Source organism: Flavobacterium hiemivividum, assembly GCF_004349145.1.
Classification (GTDB): Bacteria; Bacteroidota; Bacteroidia; order Flavobacteriales; family Flavobacteriaceae; genus Flavobacterium; species Flavobacterium hiemivividum.
The window spans coordinates 17,910-37,271 of the sequence record NZ_SMFO01000001.1 but is presented as its reverse complement, the minus strand read 5'-3'; the positions used below and the strand labels follow the sequence as shown (position 1 = coordinate 37,271).

Genomic DNA, 19,362 nt, shown 5'->3' with positions numbered 1-19,362 from the left:
TTTTTTATTTGCTCTTCATTTTTTATATTAGCCAAACTAAACCTCTTTATATGAAACCCTATCTTTTAATTTTAGTTCTTTTTTCTCTAGTTTCTTGTTTAAAAAAGGACAAAACGACTGTAGACCTAATAATAACGGAGGCTACAATTTACACAGTAAATAATTCTTTTGATACCGCGACTGCAATGGCAGTAAGTGAAGGGGAAGTGGTTGCAGTAGGTACTGACGAAGAGATTACAAGAAAGTTTAAATCTAGCAATATTGTAAATGCGAAAGGGAAATTTATCTATCCTGGTTTGATTGATGCTCACTGCCATTTTTATGGATACGGAATGAATTTACAGCAAGTAGATTTGAGAGGTACTAAAAGTATGCAGGAAGTGATAAGTCGTATTCAGGCTTTTCAGAAAGAGAAGAATCATAAGTTTATTGTTGGAAGAGGTTGGGATCAAAATGACTGGGCAGTTAAAGAATTTCCTTCTAAAGCAATTTTAGATAAGTATTTTCCTAATACTCCTGTGGTACTGGAAAGGATTGATGGTCATGCCTTAGTTGTTAATAGTAAAGTATTGTCAATGGCAAATATTACTAAGGATACAAAAGTAACTGGCGGACAAATAGAAATCGTTAATGGAGAATTAACAGGGGTTTTAATTGATAACCCGATGGAATTAGTATTTAATATAATTCCGAAACCGACGGTGAAAAGTCAAATAGCAGCGCTTTTAGAAGCTGAAAAAGTAATGTTCGAATACGGTTTAACTACAGTTAACGATGCGGGTTTAGATCCTCAGGTTATTGATTTAATTGATAGCTTACAAAAGGCAAAGGCAATGAAGCTAAATGTTTACGCAATGGTTTCTGTCAGCCAAAAAAATATCGATCTGTATTTAGAAAAGGGTATTTATAAAAGTGATAATCTGAATGTTCGTTCTTTTAAGATGTATGGAGATGGTGCTTTAGGATCTCGCGGTGCTTGTTTGCACAAGCCTTATTCTGACAGTCCGAAACAACTTGGTGCTTTAGTAACTCCTATTCCTGATATGAAAATGATTGCAGATAGACTTGCTGCATCTTCTTTTCAATTGAATACACATGCAATAGGAGATTCTGCAAATACAGTGATATTAAAAGTTTACAAGGCAGCTTTAGAGGGGAAAACGGACAGACGTTGGAAAATTGAGCATGCACAAGTAATACAAGAGGCCGATTTTGATTATTTTAAATTAGGTATTATTCCTTCGGTTCAACCTACGCACGCGACTTCAGATATGTATTGGGCGGAAGATAGATTAGGAAAGAATAGGATTAAGAATGCTTATGCCTATAAAAAGTTATTACAAAAAGCAGGCGTTATCGCTTTAGGTACTGACTTTCCCGTTGAAGAGGTTAATCCTATGTTGACTTTTCACGCAGCAGTTGCCAGAAAGGATGCTAAAGGATATCCTAGAGATGGATTCCAGATGGAAAATGCATTGACTAGAGAGGAAGCTTTAAAAGGGATGACAATTTGGGCTGCTTTTTCTAATTTCGAAGAAAAAGAAAAAGGAAGTCTAGAAGTAGGTAAATGGGCTGATTTCGTAATATATGATAAAGATATTATGAAAATCCAAGAGAGTGAAATATTGAAAATGAAGCCTTTGAACACCTACTTGAAAGGTGAAAAAGTCAAGTAATAGTACTGTTTAAGAGGACGATTTACATTTTATAATGTAAAACTTCTGATTTCATCTCTTTTAATTTCATTTTTAATGTATTTCACTGTTTTTGATTGGTAAATATAATTAAATTCCGCATTTGTGTTTTGTTTTTGTAACCATTTGCGCATCTTTGGGTTGCCAAAATAAAGAAAACAATAGGATTATGTGCGGAATATTAGCCATTATAGGAAAAGGAAAAGATGCGGAATCAGTAAAAGAACTTTCAAAAAGAATGTCACATCGTGGCCCAGATGAAAGTGATTTGCATGTGATGGAAAATGGCCATGTTTTAAGTCATGAACGTTTATCTATCATCGATTTGCATTCAGGAAGGCAACCCATTCAGGGAAGTTCGACTGCCTATATGGTTCATAATGGTGAAATCTACAATCATCAAGAGTTAAGAGAAAGCGTATTAAAAGAGCATACTTTTCGAACAAAATCAGATTCGGAGGTAATCGTGCATTTGTATGAAGAATTTGGATATGATTTTTGTGATAAGATTGACGGTGATTTTGCTTTCGTTGTAGTAAACGGAGATGATTTTATCGCTGCTCGGGATCCACTGGGAGTAAAGCCCTTGTATTACGGTTTAGATCAAAGAGGCCGAATCTATTTCGCTTCAGAAATGAAATCTCTTGCTGACCAGTGTAAAACATTTTCTACATTTCCTCCAGGACATTATTATACCCCAAAAACAGGTTTTGTAAAGTATTACAGACCAGCTTATGAGGATTATGAAAAGGCTGATCAAAAGTTAGATCTCGAATTAATTCGAACGACATTGACTGAGGCTACTCGCAAGCGTTTAATGAGTGATGTGCCTATTGGTGTATTATTGTCAGGCGGTTTAGATTCTTCGTTAACATCGGCGATTGCTTCACGATTATTGGCGGAGCAAGGAAAAAAACTACACTCTTTTTCTATTGGTTTAGATGAAAATGCTCCAGATGCTTTGGCAGCAAGAAAAGTGGCTGATTATTTAGGGACTGAACACCATGAGATTCACTTTACGGCTGAAGAAGGTATCGCAATATTGGATAAATTAATATGGCATTTAGAAACCTATGATGTGACATCGATAAGAGCCAGTACGCCAATGTATTTTTTATCGAAAGCAATAAGTGATGCAGGCGTTAAAGTGGTATTGTCTGGAGAAGGAGCTGATGAAATTTTTGGTGGCTATTTATACTTTAGAAACGCACCGTCTGCTGATGAATTTCAAAAAGAAGCAATAGAAAGAGTTCAAAAATTATTTACTGCCGATTTATTAAGGGCTGATAAATCGACTATGGCGCATGGACTAGAAGCTAGAGTGCCGTTTTTAGACAAAGAGTTTCTAGAAATAGCGATGCGTATTAATGCAGAAGAAAAGCAGCCTAAAACTTACGATGGTAAGGAAAAATACATATTAAGAAAAGCATTCGATACGCCAGAAGATCCTTATTTACCGCAAGAGGTTTTGTGGAGACAAAAAGAACAATTCTCTGATGGAGTAGGATACAGCTGGATCGATCAATTGATCACGTATTGTGCTTCGCAAGTTGCAGACGAACAGTTATCTGGAGCTGTGGCTGAATTTCCATACAATTCACCACTTACAAAAGAGGCTTATTTTTACCGATCCATTTTTCATAAACATTACCCGCAAATTAGTGCGGCACAAACGGTTAGAAAATGGATTCCGAAATGGCAGGAAAACCAAGATCCAAGTGGTAGGGCAAATGAAGCTCACGTACTAGCGGATATGGAGATAGTAAAAAGTAGTGTTGTGATTTAAAGTAATAATTTGAATTGCTACTCTTGTTATTGGTCAATTTGTAATTGAACATTTATATTGCCATTGCAATTAAATTTAAGACCTAGGCTTATTCAGGCCCCTGTCGTAAAGAACAATACTCCCAGCAACAGATACATTCAGACTTTTTTCAGATTTGAATTTTACTAAGTGATGGCATTTTTCGATTGCTTTTTTGGATAGCCCATTATCTTCAGCACCTAGTAAATAAACACAACGTCTAGGATGTTCGAAAGTCTCTAAATCTGCAGCGTTCTCGTCTAATTCAACACCAACCAAGCGGGCGCCTTTGGGTAGATTTTTGAAGAAATCATCAAAAGTATCGTAATGGAAATACGGAATTGATTTTACCGCATTATGGGTGTCTGACGATTGTTTAGCATATCGATTTCCAATCGTGAAAATATAGCTTGCTCCTAGGTTTTGTGCGGTTCGCCATAAAACACCTAAATTTTCTGGCGTTTTACCGTTTTGTATACCGATGCCAAAATACTCTGTTATAAAATTATCATTCATGCTGCAAAAATACAAACTGTTAGTAGTATTGCCAAGTTTTAAATTTGTTTAAAAAGAGTTTGATGTTGTTTGAGATATTTCAATAACAAATTTTGAAAAGTCAATTATTGCAGTTTTTTGCTAATTGAATGTGAAAATGCCACGGAAATTGATGTTTATTGTTAATAACTTAACATCTTAAAAGGCTATTTTAAGGGCAATATAGTTTGCGTTTTTATATATTTGCGTGTTAGACGAAATTACATTTTTAGAATAAATCATATGAGCGAAGAAATCAAGAAGGACAATTATTCAGCGGATAGTATTCAGGCATTAGAAGGAATGGAGCATGTAAGAATGCGTCCATCGATGTATATTGGAGATGTGGGGGTTCGAGGACTTCATCATTTAGTTTATGAGGTGGTAGATAACTCTATCGATGAGGCAATGGGAGGTCACTGTGACACCATTAGCGTTGATATAAATGAAGATGGTTCAATTACTGTAGAAGATAATGGTCGTGGTATTCCGGTAGGGATTCATAAAAAAGAAGGAGTTTCAGCTTTACAGGTTGTAATGACTAAAATTGGAGCTGGAGGAAAATTTGATAAAGATTCTTATAAAGTTTCGGGTGGACTTCACGGTGTGGGGGTTTCTGTGGTGAACGCATTGTCAAATCATCTTACAGCAACTGTTCATAGTAGTGATGGGAAAGTGTATCAACAAGAATATGAAAAAGGAAAAGCGTTATATCCAGTAAAACAAATTGGAGAAACAACTAAAAGAGGTACAATTGTAACTTTTTATCCAGATCCAAGCATATTTACACAATCTATAGAGTATTCTTACGATACTTTGTCTGCTCGTATGCGTGAATTGTCATTCTTAAATAAAGGAATTACAATTACCTTTACGGATAAAAGAGAGCTTGATAAGGATGGAAATTTCGTTTCTGAAATCTTTCATTCTGATGAGGGATTAAAGGAATATATTAGATATTTAGATGGAAATCGTGAGCCTATTATCGCACACGTAATTTCTATGGATCATGAAAAAGGAGAGATTCCAGTTGAGGTAGCCTTGATTTACAACACCAGTTATACTGAGAATATTTTTTCTTATGTAAACAATATCAACACGCACGAAGGAGGGACGCACTTGCAAGGTTTTAGAACGGGTCTTACTCGATCTCTAAAGAAATATGCAGATGCTTCTGGAATGTTAGACAAATTGAAATTTGATATTTCCGGAGATGACTTCCGTGAAGGTCTTACGGCGATTATATCTGTAAAAGTTCAAGAGCCACAATTTGAGGGACAAACTAAAACTAAACTTGGAAACAGAGAAGTAGTTTCTCCGGTCTCTCAAGCAGTTTCAGAGATGATCGAAAACTATTTGGAAGAAAATCCAAATGATGCTCGTATTATTGTGCAAAAAGTAATTCTTGCAGCTCAGGCACGTCACGCGGCTAAGAAAGCACGCGAGATGGTTCAGCGTAAAACCGTAATGGGTGGCGGTGGATTGCCAGGGAAACTTTCTGATTGTTCAGAGCAAGATCCTGCAAAATGCGAAGTATACCTTGTCGAGGGAGATTCGGCTGGTGGAACGGCTAAGCAAGGTAGAGACAGAGCTTTTCAAGCAATTTTGCCTTTACGTGGTAAGATCTTGAATGTTGAAAAAGCAATGCATCATAAAGTTTTTGAAAACGAAGAGATTAGAAATATATTTACTGCGCTTGGAGTTACCGTTGGTACCGAAGAGGATAGTAAAGCATTGAATATTTCAAAATTACGTTACCATAAAGTAATTATTATGTGTGATGCCGATGTCGATGGTAGTCACATTTCTACTTTAATTTTGACATTTTTCTTTAGATTTATGAAAGAATTAATCGAAGAAGGTCACGTGTATATTGCGGCACCACCTTTGTATTTAGTTAAAAAAGGGAACAAAAAAGAATATGCTTGGAATGATGTTCAGCGTGATCAAGCTAATGAAAGAATGGGTGGTAGTGCAGCTATTCAACGTTATAAAGGTCTTGGAGAGATGAATGCGGAGCAATTGTGGGAAACTACGATGGATCCAAGTTTTAGAACCTTGCGTCAGATAACTATCGAAAGTTTAGCTGAGGCAGATAGAGTTTTCTCTATGTTAATGGGGGATGAAGTGCCACCAAGAAGAGAGTTTATCGAAAAGAATGCTGTTTATGCAAATATTGATGCATAATTAAGTCTAATAAATCAACTAACTAACCAGAAATACACATATAAAATATGAAAGTTACAATTGTAGGAGCAGGAAATGTAGGAGCAACTTGCGCAGATGTCATTTCTTATAGAGGAATTGCAAGCGAAGTAGTATTGTTAGATATTAAAGAAGGATTTGCTGAGGGGAAAGCATTAGATATTATGCAATGTGCCACTAATACGGGATTTAATACGAGAGTTTCAGGTGTTACAAATGATTACTCAAAAACTGCTGATAGTAGTGTGGTTGTTATTACTTCTGGAATTCCAAGGAAACCTGGAATGACTCGTGAAGAATTGATAGGAATCAATGCAGGAATCGTGAAAATGGTTGTTGAAAATGTATTAGTTTATTCTCCGAATGCGATCATAGTAATAGTTTCAAACCCAATGGATACTATGACGTATTTAGCATTAAAATCCACTGGATTACCAAAAAACAGAATCATAGGAATGGGCGGAGCTCTTGATAGCTCTCGTTTTAGAACCTACTTGTCAATGGCTTTGGGTAAACCTGCTAATGACATTTCGGCGATGGTTATTGGAGGACACGGGGATACTACAATGATTCCTTTGACGCGTTTAGCTTCTTATAATGGAATTCCAGTATCTCAATTTCTTTCAGAAGAGGCTTTAGAAAAAGTAGCTGCAGATACCATGGTTGGAGGAGCAACGCTTACTGGACTTTTAGGAACGTCAGCTTGGTATGCGCCAGGAGCGTCAGTTGCTTATTTAGTTGATAGTATTTTGAATGATCAAAAGAAAATGATTGCTTGTTCAGTATTCGTTGAAGGAGAATATGAGCAAAATGATATTTGTATTGGAGTGCCATGTATAATAGGTAAGAATGGTATTGAAGAAATCATTGAAATTGAGCTGAACGATATAGAAAAAGAGAAGTTTTCTAAAAGTGCAGTTGCTGTTAGAGCAATGAACGACGCGTTGAAATCAATTTTAGCTTAATAAATGTGTTATATAATAAAGAAGACTGCACTTATGCAGTCTTTTTTTTGAGATTAATCGATAAATAAATTGGTTAATCTTAACCATAATTATATATTTGCTCGGTTAAAAAAAAATAATATAATTCTTGGTTTTCGTTTTTAGGAATGAAACCGTGGGCTAAGGGTGTTTTATAAGGGTTGAAAATAAATAAATATAAAATAATTAATTTTTAGTAATAATGCAGAATAAAGGACTTATTAAATTTTTCGCAATTCTATTTGCATTGGTAAGTATTTACCAACTTTCTTTCACTTTTGTCGCAAACAATATAAAAAGTGATGCCAAGGCATTTGCTGCAGGTGATTCAGCAAAAGAATCAAAATACTTGGATTCCATAGGTAGGGAAAAAGTGTTTAATCTTGGATTTACAGATTTCACCTTTAATGAAGTAAGTGATAAGCAAATCAATAAAGGTCTTGATTTAGAGGGAGGTATCAACGTGATACTTCAAATCTCTGTAAAAGATATTTTGAAAGGATTATCTAATAATTCGAAAAACCCTGTATTTAACAAATCTCTAGCCGATGCGACAGCTAATACGCAGGGAAATGTTTCTTATTTAGACAAGTTTTTTGATGCTTTTGAAGCAAATTCTAAAGGAACTGTAAAATTAGCTTCGCCAGATATTTTTGCAAACAGAAGTTTACAAGGAGAAGGTGGAGTAGACTATCAAATGACGGATGCTCAGGTTGAAAAAGTAATCAAACGCAAAGTTGACGAATCTGTAGAAAGTGCTTTTGGAGTACTTAGAAAAAGAATTGACAAATTTGGTGTTACTCAACCTAATATTCAAAAATTAGGAGAATCTGGGAGAATTCTTGTTGAACTTCCTGGTGCTAAAGATGTAGATAGAATTAAAAAATTATTACAAAGTACGGCTCAATTAGAGTTCTGGGAAACGTACAAAATTGAAGAAATGGGTAATTTTTTAATGGCTGCAAATGAGTCATTGAAAAAAACTGAAGTTGCGATTGTAGAGACAAAACCAGTCGTGAAAGATTCTTTGAGTGCTTTATTAACAGACGCGAAAGATACGGCTACTGCTGTAAAAGGGAACAACCCTTTATTTGATAAAATTATTGCTCAAGGTGGTGGACCAGTTTTAGGTCTTTTTTCACCAAAAGATACTGCAACAATTAATGGATACTTCAAAAGACAAGATATTAAAAATTTATTGTCAGCAGATCAGCGTTATGCTAAATTTGTTTGGGGGAAACTGACAACAATTAGAGATGCAAAAGATAAGGATATTGAAGCAGTAGAATTATATGCTTTAAAAGGAAATAGAGATAATGTAGCTGCGATGAGCGGTGGAGTTGTAACTGACGCTAGTGACTCATTCGATCAATTAGGAAAGCCTTCTGTTTCTATGCAAATGAATGGTCAAGGGGCAAAATTATGGGAAGAATTAACAGGTAGAGCATATACTCAAAAAAGCAGTATTGCTATCGTTCTTGATAATATTGTTTACTCGGCGCCAGGTGTATCTAGCGGACCTATTTCAGGCGGAAGATCTGAAATCTCTGGATCATTTGACGTTACAGAAACTAAAGATTTAGCTAATGTTTTAAGAGCTGGTAAACTTCCTGCCTCTGCTGATATTGTTCAGTCAGAAGTTGTAGGGCCATCCCTAGGACAAGAAGCTATTGATAATGGAACAGACTCAGCAATTTTAGGATTGTTTATTGTATCTCTTTGGATGATGATTTATTACGGTCGAGCTGGTTGGTATGCTAATGTTGCATTGGCAGTTAACTTACTGTTCTTATTCGGAATTCTAGCGAGTCTTGGAGCTGTATTGACTTTGCCTGGTATCGCTGGTATCGTTTTAACAATGGGTACTGCTGTAGATGCGAATATCATCATCTATGAAAGAGCAAAAGAAGAATTAAGAGCTGGTAAAACACTCGGGGAAGCGGTTAAAGCGTCCTACAGCTGGAGAGGTGCAATGTCATCTATTACTGATGCGAATGTTACGCACATTTTAACTGGAGCTGTTTTGTTTATTTTTGGTTCAGGACCAATTAAAGGTTTTGCTACAACATTATTGATTGGTATTATAACTTCATTATTTACTTCTATTTTTATTGCTCGAATCTTTATTGATTGGAATATTAACAAAAAGAATAATTTGACATTTGTTACTAATTTTTCTAAGAACTTCTTTACTAACTTCAATTTTGATTTCTTAGGAATGAAAAAATGGACTTATATATTCTCTACGATTATAATTATTGGAAGTGTTACTTCATTAGCAGTTAATGGTCTTGATGAAGGTGTAGATTTTGTAGGAGGAAGAACATTTCAAATACGTTTTGAAAAACCAGTTGATACTGAAACAGTAAAAGTAGGTTTGGCAGAAGTATTCGACGGTAGTGCCGAAGTAAAAGTTTTTGGTAGTGATAATCAGTTAAAAGTAACAACAAAATACAAAGTTAATGAGCCAGGAATCAAAGCTGATGAAGAAGTAAATAAATTGTTGTTTGATAATTTAAAGCAATATTATTCTGCAGATATGACCTATAATCAATTTGTGAATGCTTACGATGGTAAAAAATTCGGAATCGTACAAGCTTCTAAAGTTGGTCCTACCGTAGCGGAAGATATCAAGACAAATGCATACTGGGCTGTACTTGGTGCAATGGCTATTGTATTTTTATACTTAATGATTAGTTATAGAAAATGGCAATATAGTTTAGGTGCGATTGCTGCTGTAGCTCATGATGTTATTTTTGTTCTTGGAATCTATTCTTTATGCTATAAATTTATGCCTTTTGGTATGGAGATAGATCAGCATTTTATAGCTGCGATTCTAACGGTTATTGGTTACTCTATCAATGATACTGTTATTGTATTTGATAGAGTTCGTGAATACTTAACTGGAAAAACTAAAGGTTCATTTTATGAAATCGTAAATCAGTCTATTAATACAACGATGTCAAGAACAATTAATACCTCGTTGACTATGATCGCGGTATTAGCTATTATGTTTGTTTTTGGTGGAGAATCTATTAGAGGATTTATCTTTGCAATGCTTATAGGTATTGTCATTGGAACTTACTCTTCATTATTTATTGCGACTCCAATATTGGTAGATACAATTTCTGGAGAAGATAAAAAGTTAATTGAGAAACAACATCAAGAAATCGAATAGATTATTTCATACAGAATTTTAAAAAGATCCAACGAAAGTTGGGTCTTTTTTTTGTTTAAAAAGTAAAGTATAATTATTTTTTAATTTACTAACTTTAATAGCGTCAATGGAATCACGAGGTACCCATTGCTCTTTATTATTAGTCGTTTTTAAAGAAGACAATAATTGTGGATTTAGTTTTATTAAAGTGGCATTTTTTATATATTTACTTGATATTGATGTAATAGACTATATTATTTATAATTTAAACGTTAAAGTATTATGGAAAAACAACGAAGTTCCTTTTATTATCTTTTAGTACTGGTATGTTTATCGAATATTTCTTTGTTTGGTGCTATTAGAGCGGATACTTTTGATCAACTTGCTGTGACATTAGCACCTGCACCACCTGCTGTTTATTCGCCAGTTATTTATTGGCAAAATTGTTCAAAACCACTAGTGGCAATTCCTTCAGCAGGAGGAACTTTGAATTGGTATCTTACAAATTTACCAACAGAATTTCCAATAAGTACAGCTCCAATACCTATTACTACTATAATTGGCTCAACTACAACTTATTATGTGAGTCAAACTATTGCGGGTGTGGAAAGTACTCGCACTCCAATTATTGTTAAAGTAGAAGCTAATAGTGGAGCAACAATTTTAAATTATAGATGTGACCGTTCACAGATTCCAATCTATTCTCTAGATTATACTCCTCCAGCTACTATTAGTAATTCAGTTTTATTTGATTGGACAAACAACAATGCATTTATTTCACAAACTTATTTTTGTACGTATTCTGTTCAAGGTGGAGCATCGGTGACTAGTTTTAATCCAAAAAACGAATCGCATTTTATAGTTTCTAATTTGTTGCCTGGACAATCAGTGGAATTAACATTGACTTCCGCTTCGCATCCTTGCGTTCCTTCGCAAACAATTACTTGTAGTGTGCCTTGTGGGACTTCAACAGTAACACCCAATTTTGCATCAATTCCAACATCCTATTGTCTTAATGAATCCACAACAAACTTGCCGCTTAATTCAGATGATAGTCCCGCAATAACTGGAACTTGGTCACCAGAAATAGTAAAAACGGACACAGCGGGTACGTTTGATTATATTTTTACTCCAAACCGAATAATGTTTCCGTGCGCATTAACTAAAACGTTGACTATGACCGTAGGGCCCGTAGAACCTGATTTTAGTGATTTTTCAATCTGTTCAGGAGATTCCCCTCCTCTTTTAAGTAGTATGTCGCCAAATAGAATTACAGGAGATTGGCTTCCATTAACAATTGATAACATGGATAGCGCTTCTTATATTTTTACTCCAGCTGCTGGTCAAGCTTGTGCACCAACTGCTAAAACCATTGTTGTCACTGTAAATCCATCAAATGTAATTGTGAATTTGGATTGGACTGTAACAGATGCATTTACCAAAAATCAAATAGTTACTGTCACAGATCCAGTGGGAGTCAATTATTTATATCAATTGGATGATGGACCGTTTCAAGAAAGTACTGCGTTTGAAAACGTTTCTTTAGGAACGCACTCGATTACAGTAAAAGACGTAAATGGTTGTAGTGTATTAAGAAATGATAATGTATTAGTTATCGACTATCCTAAATTCTTCACTCCTAATGGTGATGACTATAATGATAGATGGAATATATTTGAACTGCAAGACGATTTGGCTTCTAAAATTCACATATTTGACCGTTACGGTAAATTATTAAAAGAAATTAGGCCAGGTGGTACTGGTTGGGATGGAACCTATAATGGGCGTGAAATGCCAGGGAACGATTATTGGTTTGTTGTTGAATACTTGGAAGATGGTATTTTTAAAAAGTATAAATCGCATTTCTCTCTAAAGAGATAATAAAAAAAGCTTCCGTTTTGGAAGCTTTTTTTGATATATGTGTAAATTGTGTTTTAAATCTTAACTGGCTTTTCAGCTGTGAAAATAAAATAAAGCCCAATAAGAATAAAAGGGATGCTAAGCCATTGTCCTGTTGAAAGTAAACCTAATGCACTTTCAAATCCGCCTTGACTTTCTTTCACAAATTCGACAATGATACGTACAGTAAATAAAAGTACTAGGAAAAGGCCAAATAGGAATCCTGATTTTTGTCTTATTTCTGTTTTCCAATACAAGAAAAACAAGACGGCAAAAACGAAAATATAACAAAATGCTTCATACAACTGAGTAGGGTGTTTTACGGGAACTTGTTCGAGTAAATTGGCAAACTTAGGATCAGACGCGATCGCGTGATACGCTGCTTTAGGATTTGGTATTTGAGTTGCATTAACTGCTTCTCTAGGGCTAAAATGATCATGTAGAAATTTTATTCCAAAAGGAGAGTTGGTCTCTTTACCTATAATCTCTGAATTAAAAAAATTACCTAGTCTTACAAAAATAGCTCCACTCGCTACAGCAATAACGATTCGGTCTAAAATCCATAACAAAGGTCTTTTTAATATTTTCTTGCTAAAGTAATACATAGCTGCTATTATAGATATCGCAGCTCCGTGACTTGCTAATCCTTGGAAACCCGTAAATTCAAATGTTGGAGAGAATCGAAATGGTAAAAATATCTCCAATAAATGATTGCGGAAGTATTCCCAATCATAAAAAATAACGTGACCTAATCGCGCTCCTAGTAAGGTTGCAAGAACGGTCCAAATGAATAAAGAATCTAGTTTCTCTATAGATTCACCTTCGCGCTCAAAGATGTTTTTCATGATGTACCATCCTAGTCCAAAAGCAATTACAAACATTAGACTGTAGTAACGAATTATGAAAAAACCTAAATCAATACCTTCTGATGGGTTCCAAACTATGTTTAAAGCGTGTGTCATTATTTTTTATTTGATGTAAAAATACATTTTTTGTTTTGAGATTCAATAGGATATTGAATTTATACCATATTTTATGAGATCGTATCAGCTCAGAAATTATAATAGTACTATTTTCTGCTTTCAGTGGTCGGATTTCTTTTTAGGGACAGGATCATAACCCGTTTTCCCCCATGGATGACAACTTAAAATCCGTTTAAGCCCCAAGAATCCCCCATAAAATAAACCGTGAGTTTTTAATGCTTCTATCATATAAGCAGAACAAGTGGGTTGAAATCGGCAGGTGGCAGGCATAAGCGGTGATATAGCCAATTGATACAAGCGAACCAATACGATAAAAGGAAATATGAGGATTTTTGAAAACATATTTTAATTAATTGTCAATCAAGTTTCTAAGTTGATTACTAAACACTAAAAGTCGTTCCTTCTTTACCATCTTTCAATTGAATGCCATAAGCGATCAACTGATCTCTTATCTGGTCAGATAGCTTGAAATTTTTATCGGCTCTGGCTTGATTTCTCATTCCTATTAGCATATTTACAACTGCTTCCAGTTTTTCGTTACCGCTATCTGCTGTTTTCTCATCTTCCAATCCCAATACATCGAATACAAATGCATTCATTGTAGTAGAAAAATTTTCTAAGTCAACCGCATTTAAACTTTCTTTACCTTCTTTTAATAGATTGATAAAGCGAACTCCTTCAAATAATTGTGCGATTAAAATGGGTGAATTAAAATCATCATTCATGGCGTCATAGCACAATTTTTTCCAAGTTGTAATATCTAGTGAGCTAGTTGCAGAAGCACTTATTTGTTTCAGGGTAACTAATGATTCCATTAATCTTTTGTATCCTTTTTCGGCGGCAACAATTGCATCATCAGAAAAATCAAGAATGCTTCTGTAGTGCGCTTGTAACATAAAAAATCGCGCTACCGATGCAGGAAAGGCTTTGCTTAAGATGGAATTTTCACCAGTTAAAATTTCTCTTGGTAAAATATTATTACCCGTAGATTTAGCCATTTTTTTACCGTTCAAAGTCAGCATGTTAGCGTGCATCCAGTAATTAACCGGAGTTTGACCAGTACAAGCTTCATTTTGTGCGATTTCACATTCGTGGTGTGGGAATTTTAAATCCATTCCGCCACCGTGAATATCAAAATGATTCCCTAGGTATTTTGTACTCATAGCGGTACATTCTAAGTGCCAGCCAGGAAAACCTTCGCTCCATGGAGAAGGCCAACGCATAATATGCTGTGGCTCTGCTTTCTTCCAAAGCGCAAAATCCTGTGGATTTCGTTTGTCTGTTTGTCCGTCAAGATCGCGGGTGTTGGCAAGCATGTCTTCAATATTTCTACCGCTTAATCTACCGTAATGATTCGTCTCATTAAATTTTACAACGTCAAAATAGACAGAGCCATTGGCTTCATAGCCAATTCCTTTGTCAATAATTGTTTTGATAATTTCGATTTGTTCAATCAGATGTCCAGTTGCTGTAGGTTCGATACTTGGAGGTAAGAAGTTAAAAGCTTTCAAAATTTCGTGAAAGTCAACGGTATAACGCTGTACAACTTCCATTGGTTCTAACTGCTCTAAACGTGCTTTTTTAGCAATTTTGTCCTCACCATCTTCTGCATCATCGACAATATGGCCTACATCAGTAATATTACGTACATAGCGCACTTTAAAACCTAAATGCAGCAAGTACCTAAAGATAATGTCAAAAGACATAAAAGTTCTCACATTTCCAAGGTGCACATTGCTATAAACCGTTGGGCCGCAAACATACATTCCTATGCTGCCTTCATTAATAGGAATAAATGTTTCTTTCTCTCCTGAAAGAGAATTGTATATTTTTAACTTCTGTGTAGTATATAAAGGCATGTTTGTTTTTTTTTTTAAAGCTGTCCAGCCTTCCAGCAGGCAGGTTCCTGCTTTCCGCTTCAATCTTTTTATCTCGTTCTTGAGACGAGATAAAAGGATTTTTACAGCAATCAGGGCTATGGATTTGTGGATAAATAACGAATAAATTACTTAGAACTTTGTGTCTAATTTAATGTAATCCAAAAACTCTCTTCGAGCTTGAGTTTCTTTAAATTTTCCACCAAATTCAGAAGTAACAGTGCTACTTTCGATATCACTGATTCCTCTTGAATTTACACATAAATGTTTTGCATCAATAACACAGGCAACGTCTTCAGTACCCAAAGCATTTTGTAATTCCTGAACGATTTGCATCGTTAAGCGTTCTTGTACTTGCGGTCTTTTCGAATAATATTCAACAATTCTATTCATTTTTGAAAGACCAATTACTCTTCCATTAGAGATATAAGCAACATGTGCTCGTCCTATAATGGGCAATAAATGGTGTTCGCAAGTAGAGTAGACGATAATGTTTTTTTCAACTAACATTTCGCCGTATTTATAATTATTGTCAAATGTAGATGCTTTTGGTTTTCTTGCAGGATTCAATCCTCCAAAAATTTCTTTTACAAACATTTTAGCGACACGGTTAGGCGTGCCTTTTAAACTATCATCTGTCAAATCCATCCCAAGTGTGATAAGGATACTTTCAACATCTTTTTTTATGCTTTCTATTTTCTCGTCATCAGTAATATCAAAAGCGTCTTTTCGTAGTGGATTTGTTGCACATGAACCAATATGATTTTCTCCTATTTCGTCATGAATTTCTTCATTATGTTTCATTAAAAGCTACTGTTATAGTGGGTTTATATATTTAGGGTGTAAAGATAATTAATAAATACTAAAGAATTTCTAAAGGTTTTAATAATTAATAGGCTCTTTGCGTACGTTATCAAGTTCATTTTCTTTCGAAAAGTACTATAAAAACAAACGGCAATAACTTTAATTGTTATCGCCGTTGCAAGGTATTGTCTTAGTTATGAGTATTAAATCGATATTCGAATAAGTTTACATCTTAATTCTCATAAAAGTTCTTATGCTATTACTTAGAATTATAAACTTTAATTGCTTCTTTAAGAATTTGTACCGCTTTTATTAAATCTTCTTTCTTTAAGACATAAGCAATGCGTACTTGGTTTAAACCTACTCCGGGAGTGGAATAAAACCCTGCCGCTGGTGCTACCATTACAGTTTCTCCATTAAGAGCATAACTTTCTAAAAGCCATCTTGCAAAATCATCTGCATTTGCTACGGGAAGTTCAACAATACAGTAGAAAGCTCCTTTTGGAGTCGCTACTTTTGCACCTTCAATTTTATGTAATTCTGTGATAAGCGTGTCTCTGCGTTCTCTGTATTCTGAAATTACTTCGTCAAAATAACTTTGAGGAGTGTCAAGAGCGGCTTCACTCGCTACTTGAGCAAATGTAGGCGGACTCAATCTTGCTTGTGCAAATTTCATTGCTGCACCCATTAATTCCTTGTTTTTAGAAACAATGCAGCCTATTCTTGCACCACACATACTGTATCTTTTAGAAACAGAATCAATCATGATTGCGTTTTCTTCTAGTCCAGGAATGTTCATTACAGAATAATGAATGTCACCATCATAAGTAAACTCTCTGTAAACCTCGTCAGCGATTAAGAACAAATCGTGTTTTTTAACTAGTTCTGCTAGTTGCATCATTTCCTCTTTTGAATACAAATAACCTGTTGGGTTTCCTGGATTGCAAATAAGGATTGCTTTTGTTTTTGGCGTAATTAGTTTTTCAAAATCAGCGATTGCAGGTAATGCAAAACCAGTATCAATTGATGAAATAACTGGAACAACATTCACTCCAGATGCAGTCGAGAAACCGTTGTAATTAGCATAAAATGGTTCTGGAATGATGATTTCATCTCCTGGATCCATAGTGCTTCCCATTGCAAAAAGTAAAGCCTCAGATCCACCAGTTGTAATGATTATATCTTCAAAATTGATTGGTAATCCTTGATTTTGATAGAATTTAGATAACTTAGTTCTATAGCTTTCGAAACCAGCTGAATGACTGTATTCTAAAACTTTAATATCAAAATTCTTTATGGCCTCCATAGCGACCTCAGGTGTCTTGATATCCGGTTGCCCGATATTTAAGTGATATACTTTATGTCCTTTTTTCTTAGCAATTTCAGAAAAAGGAACTAATTTACGAATAGGAGATTCGGGCATTTGCGTACCCTTGTTTGATATTTTTGGCATAGTTGTAATTGTTAAAATGCAAATTTGCGAATTTTTTTTTGAACTAAATAAGCTATCAAGCCTATTTATTGTTAAATGTGTAATATTCATCCGTTTTTTAAGTAATTTTATAAAAACGTTTAGTGATGACAAAACGACTCCTTTTCTCCATCTTTGTTCTCTATGCCGCGACTACTTTGGCGCAGGAAGGATTTCAATTTAAGAACGAGGATAAAAAGACAACTATTCCTTTTAAATTAATTAATAACCTAGTGTTTATCCCAATAAATGTCAATGGAGTAGAATTGACTTTCTTGTTGGATTCCGGGGTTCAAGAGACCATTCTTTTTAGTTTAGAAGAAAAAAACGATCTGAGCCTTAAGAATATTGAGAAAATTACTTTGCGAGGTTTAGGAAGCGAAGAAGCTATAGAAGGCTTGAAATCAGCAGGCAATGTGTTAGAAGTTAAGGGTATAAAATCCGTAAATCACTTGCTGTATATTATCGTCGACCCAAATTTTAATTTGTCATCTCATATTGGGATTCCAGTACACGGAATTATGGGTTATCCTTTCTTTAAGAATCATCTAATCGAAATAAATTACGATAAAAGAAAAATAGTTTTCTATAATAACAGCCAAGTAAATAGAAAAAGAATAGAAGATAAATTTAAAAAAGTTCCTATTACTATCGAAAAATCCAAACCGTATCTATACGCTACCGTTGCTATTGATTCTACTAAAGTGGATGCTAAATTACTAATAGATATTGGAAATAGTGATGCTATTTGGCTTTTTCAAGATATTTCTAATAATATAAAGGTGCCTAAAAATAATTTTGATGATTATCTAGGACGAGGATTTAGCGGTGACGTGGAAGGGAAAAGAGCGCGAATTGCATCATTCTTAGTTTCTGATTTTAAATTCTCTAAGCCGATTGTCGCTTTTCCAGATTCTAGCTCTATACGGCATGTAACGATGGTTCCAGATCGGGTAGGTTCTGTTGGTGGTGAAATTCTAAAGAGATTTTCAGTGATTTTTGACTATCCCAATAGATTTTTATATTTAAAGAAAAACAGACATTATTCAGCGCCATTTCTTTATAATAAAAGCGGAATTGAAATTATGCATTCTGGAGTGCAATGGGTTAAAGAAACAGTGCCGCTTCAAGCTTTCCCTATAACTGTGGATCATTTTGATACTAGCAGGGAGAAAAACAGTTCTAATTTTAAATATAAATTTGAATTAAAACCTGTTTTTGAAATCGCCAATATTAGAAAAAATTCACCAGCAGCCAGCAGTGGTTTAAAGGTAGGAGATGCGGTTATTTCGATAAATAATAGCCCAGCCTATAAATATTCCCTGGAGCAAATTAATTCACTTTTAAGACCTGAAGATGAAAAATGGCTAATACTGGAAGTCGAAAGAAATAGCCAACTGTTGAAGTTTAGATTTCAACTAATCGATGTATTGTAAATCCTACTTAGCGTAAAACAAAAAGGCTTTCTTGATATAATCATCAAGAAAGCCTAGTGCTTTTAAAGTTGCTATGAACTAATTAGAAACTACTTCTCCTTTAATTTTTAAGGGAACTCTGCCTTCATCATAGTTCGTAGCATTAGATTCTACTGTTATTGTTTTTCTGATAGGTCCTACGGCCATGTTGTACTTCACTTCAATTTTACTTGATTTCCCTGGTAAAATGGTCTCAGTTTGTTTAGATAATATCGTAGAACCAGCGGTAGATTGAACTGCATATATAATTAATGGAGTAGTACCCGTGTTTGTAAATTCAAATACTCGAACGCCATTGTCTTTTCCTTTTACTATTGTTCCGTAATCGATCGTATTGTTCTCCGCTTTAAAATCAATTTTCGCCTTGTTCTGGGCAAATCCAATACCGCTAAAGAATACGACTGCTATTATTGTTGCTATTTTTTTCATAAGAAATTTTTTATGGATAAAAAGTAAATTTAGTTTCTTTTATTTAA

At 34.7% G+C, this 19,362-nt stretch carries 14 protein-coding genes; 7 read left to right on the top strand and 7 right to left on the bottom strand.

Annotated features, from left to right (window positions below):
- Positions 1–50 precede the first annotated feature (50 nt).
- Both E0F98_RS00145 and asnB read left to right on the top strand, forming a co-directional pair.
- The gene (locus tag E0F98_RS00145) at positions 51–1,676 is read left to right on the top strand and encodes an amidohydrolase (protein WP_132108038.1); all 1,626 of its coding nucleotides are present in this window, start codon (positions 51–53) and stop codon (positions 1,674–1,676) included.
- A 187-nt stretch (positions 1,677–1,863) separates the two neighbouring features.
- Positions 1,864–3,480: an asparagine synthase B gene (asnB, locus tag E0F98_RS00140; RefSeq protein WP_132108037.1), complete on the top strand. Its 1,617-nt coding sequence runs from the start codon at positions 1,864–1,866 to the stop codon at positions 3,478–3,480.
- Positions 3,481–3,555: 75 nt separating this feature from the next.
- Here the strand turns inward: asnB and E0F98_RS00135 are convergent, their stop codons facing one another.
- Positions 3,556–4,014 (bottom strand): RNA methyltransferase, encoded by a 459-nt coding sequence (locus E0F98_RS00135; RefSeq protein WP_132108036.1) that lies wholly within the window; start codon positions 4,012–4,014, stop codon positions 3,556–3,558.
- Positions 4,015–4,275: 261 nt separating this feature from the next.
- Between E0F98_RS00135 and gyrB the strand changes: the two genes are divergently transcribed.
- The 4 genes from gyrB to E0F98_RS00115 all read left to right on the top strand — a co-directional run bounded on the left by gyrB (position 4,276) and on the right by E0F98_RS00115 (position 12,258).
- Positions 4,276–6,219, top strand: coding sequence for a DNA topoisomerase (ATP-hydrolyzing) subunit B (gene gyrB, locus E0F98_RS00130; RefSeq protein WP_132108035.1), 1,944 nt, complete (start codon positions 4,276–4,278; stop codon positions 6,217–6,219).
- 47 nt (positions 6,220–6,266) lie between these two features.
- Entirely contained in the window at positions 6,267–7,202 is a 936-nt protein-coding gene (locus tag E0F98_RS00125) for a malate dehydrogenase (protein ID WP_132108034.1), read from the top strand.
- Between the two features lie 220 nt (positions 7,203–7,422).
- The gene (gene secDF / locus E0F98_RS00120) at positions 7,423–10,398 is read left to right on the top strand and encodes a protein translocase subunit SecDF (RefSeq protein ID WP_132108033.1); all 2,976 of its coding nucleotides are present in this window, start codon (positions 7,423–7,425) and stop codon (positions 10,396–10,398) included.
- Between the two features lie 261 nt (positions 10,399–10,659).
- The gene (locus E0F98_RS00115) at positions 10,660–12,258 is read left to right on the top strand and encodes a T9SS type B sorting domain-containing protein (RefSeq protein ID WP_132108032.1); all 1,599 of its coding nucleotides are present in this window, start codon (positions 10,660–10,662) and stop codon (positions 12,256–12,258) included.
- A 53-nt stretch (positions 12,259–12,311) separates the two neighbouring features.
- Here E0F98_RS00115 and lgt read toward each other — a convergent pair whose 3' ends face one another.
- The 5 genes from lgt to E0F98_RS00090 all read right to left on the bottom strand — a co-directional run bounded on the left by lgt (position 12,312) and on the right by E0F98_RS00090 (position 17,393).
- Positions 12,312–13,238, bottom strand: coding sequence for a prolipoprotein diacylglyceryl transferase (gene lgt, locus E0F98_RS00110; RefSeq protein WP_132108031.1), 927 nt, complete (start codon positions 13,236–13,238; stop codon positions 12,312–12,314).
- Between the two features lie 120 nt (positions 13,239–13,358).
- Complete coding sequence (gene yidD, locus E0F98_RS00105; RefSeq protein WP_132108030.1) at positions 13,359–13,601, bottom strand: membrane protein insertion efficiency factor YidD; 243 nt, start codon at positions 13,599–13,601, stop codon at positions 13,359–13,361.
- 38 nt (positions 13,602–13,639) lie between these two features.
- Positions 13,640–15,118 (bottom strand): cysteine--tRNA ligase, encoded by a 1,479-nt coding sequence (cysS, locus tag E0F98_RS00100; protein WP_132109311.1) that lies wholly within the window; start codon positions 15,116–15,118, stop codon positions 13,640–13,642.
- 150 nt (positions 15,119–15,268) lie between these two features.
- The gene (gene folE, locus E0F98_RS00095; RefSeq protein WP_132108029.1) at positions 15,269–15,940 is read right to left on the bottom strand and encodes a GTP cyclohydrolase I FolE; all 672 of its coding nucleotides are present in this window, start codon (positions 15,938–15,940) and stop codon (positions 15,269–15,271) included.
- Positions 15,941–16,199: 259 nt separating this feature from the next.
- Positions 16,200–17,393: a pyridoxal phosphate-dependent aminotransferase gene (locus tag E0F98_RS00090; protein ID WP_132108028.1), complete on the bottom strand. Its 1,194-nt coding sequence runs from the start codon at positions 17,391–17,393 to the stop codon at positions 16,200–16,202.
- Between the two features lie 125 nt (positions 17,394–17,518).
- Between E0F98_RS00090 and E0F98_RS00085 the strand changes: the two genes are divergently transcribed.
- Positions 17,519–18,847, top strand: a complete 1,329-nt coding sequence (locus E0F98_RS00085) for a retropepsin-like aspartic protease (RefSeq protein ID WP_132108027.1) — start codon at positions 17,519–17,521, stop codon at positions 18,845–18,847.
- Positions 18,848–18,925: 78 nt separating this feature from the next.
- On the opposite strand, the gene E0F98_RS00080 is transcribed toward E0F98_RS00085, so the two are convergent.
- On the bottom strand, positions 18,926–19,315 hold the full coding sequence (locus E0F98_RS00080) for a DUF1573 domain-containing protein (RefSeq protein WP_132108026.1): 390 nt from the start codon (positions 19,313–19,315) through the stop codon (positions 18,926–18,928).
- Between the last annotated feature and the right edge of the window lie 47 nt (positions 19,316–19,362).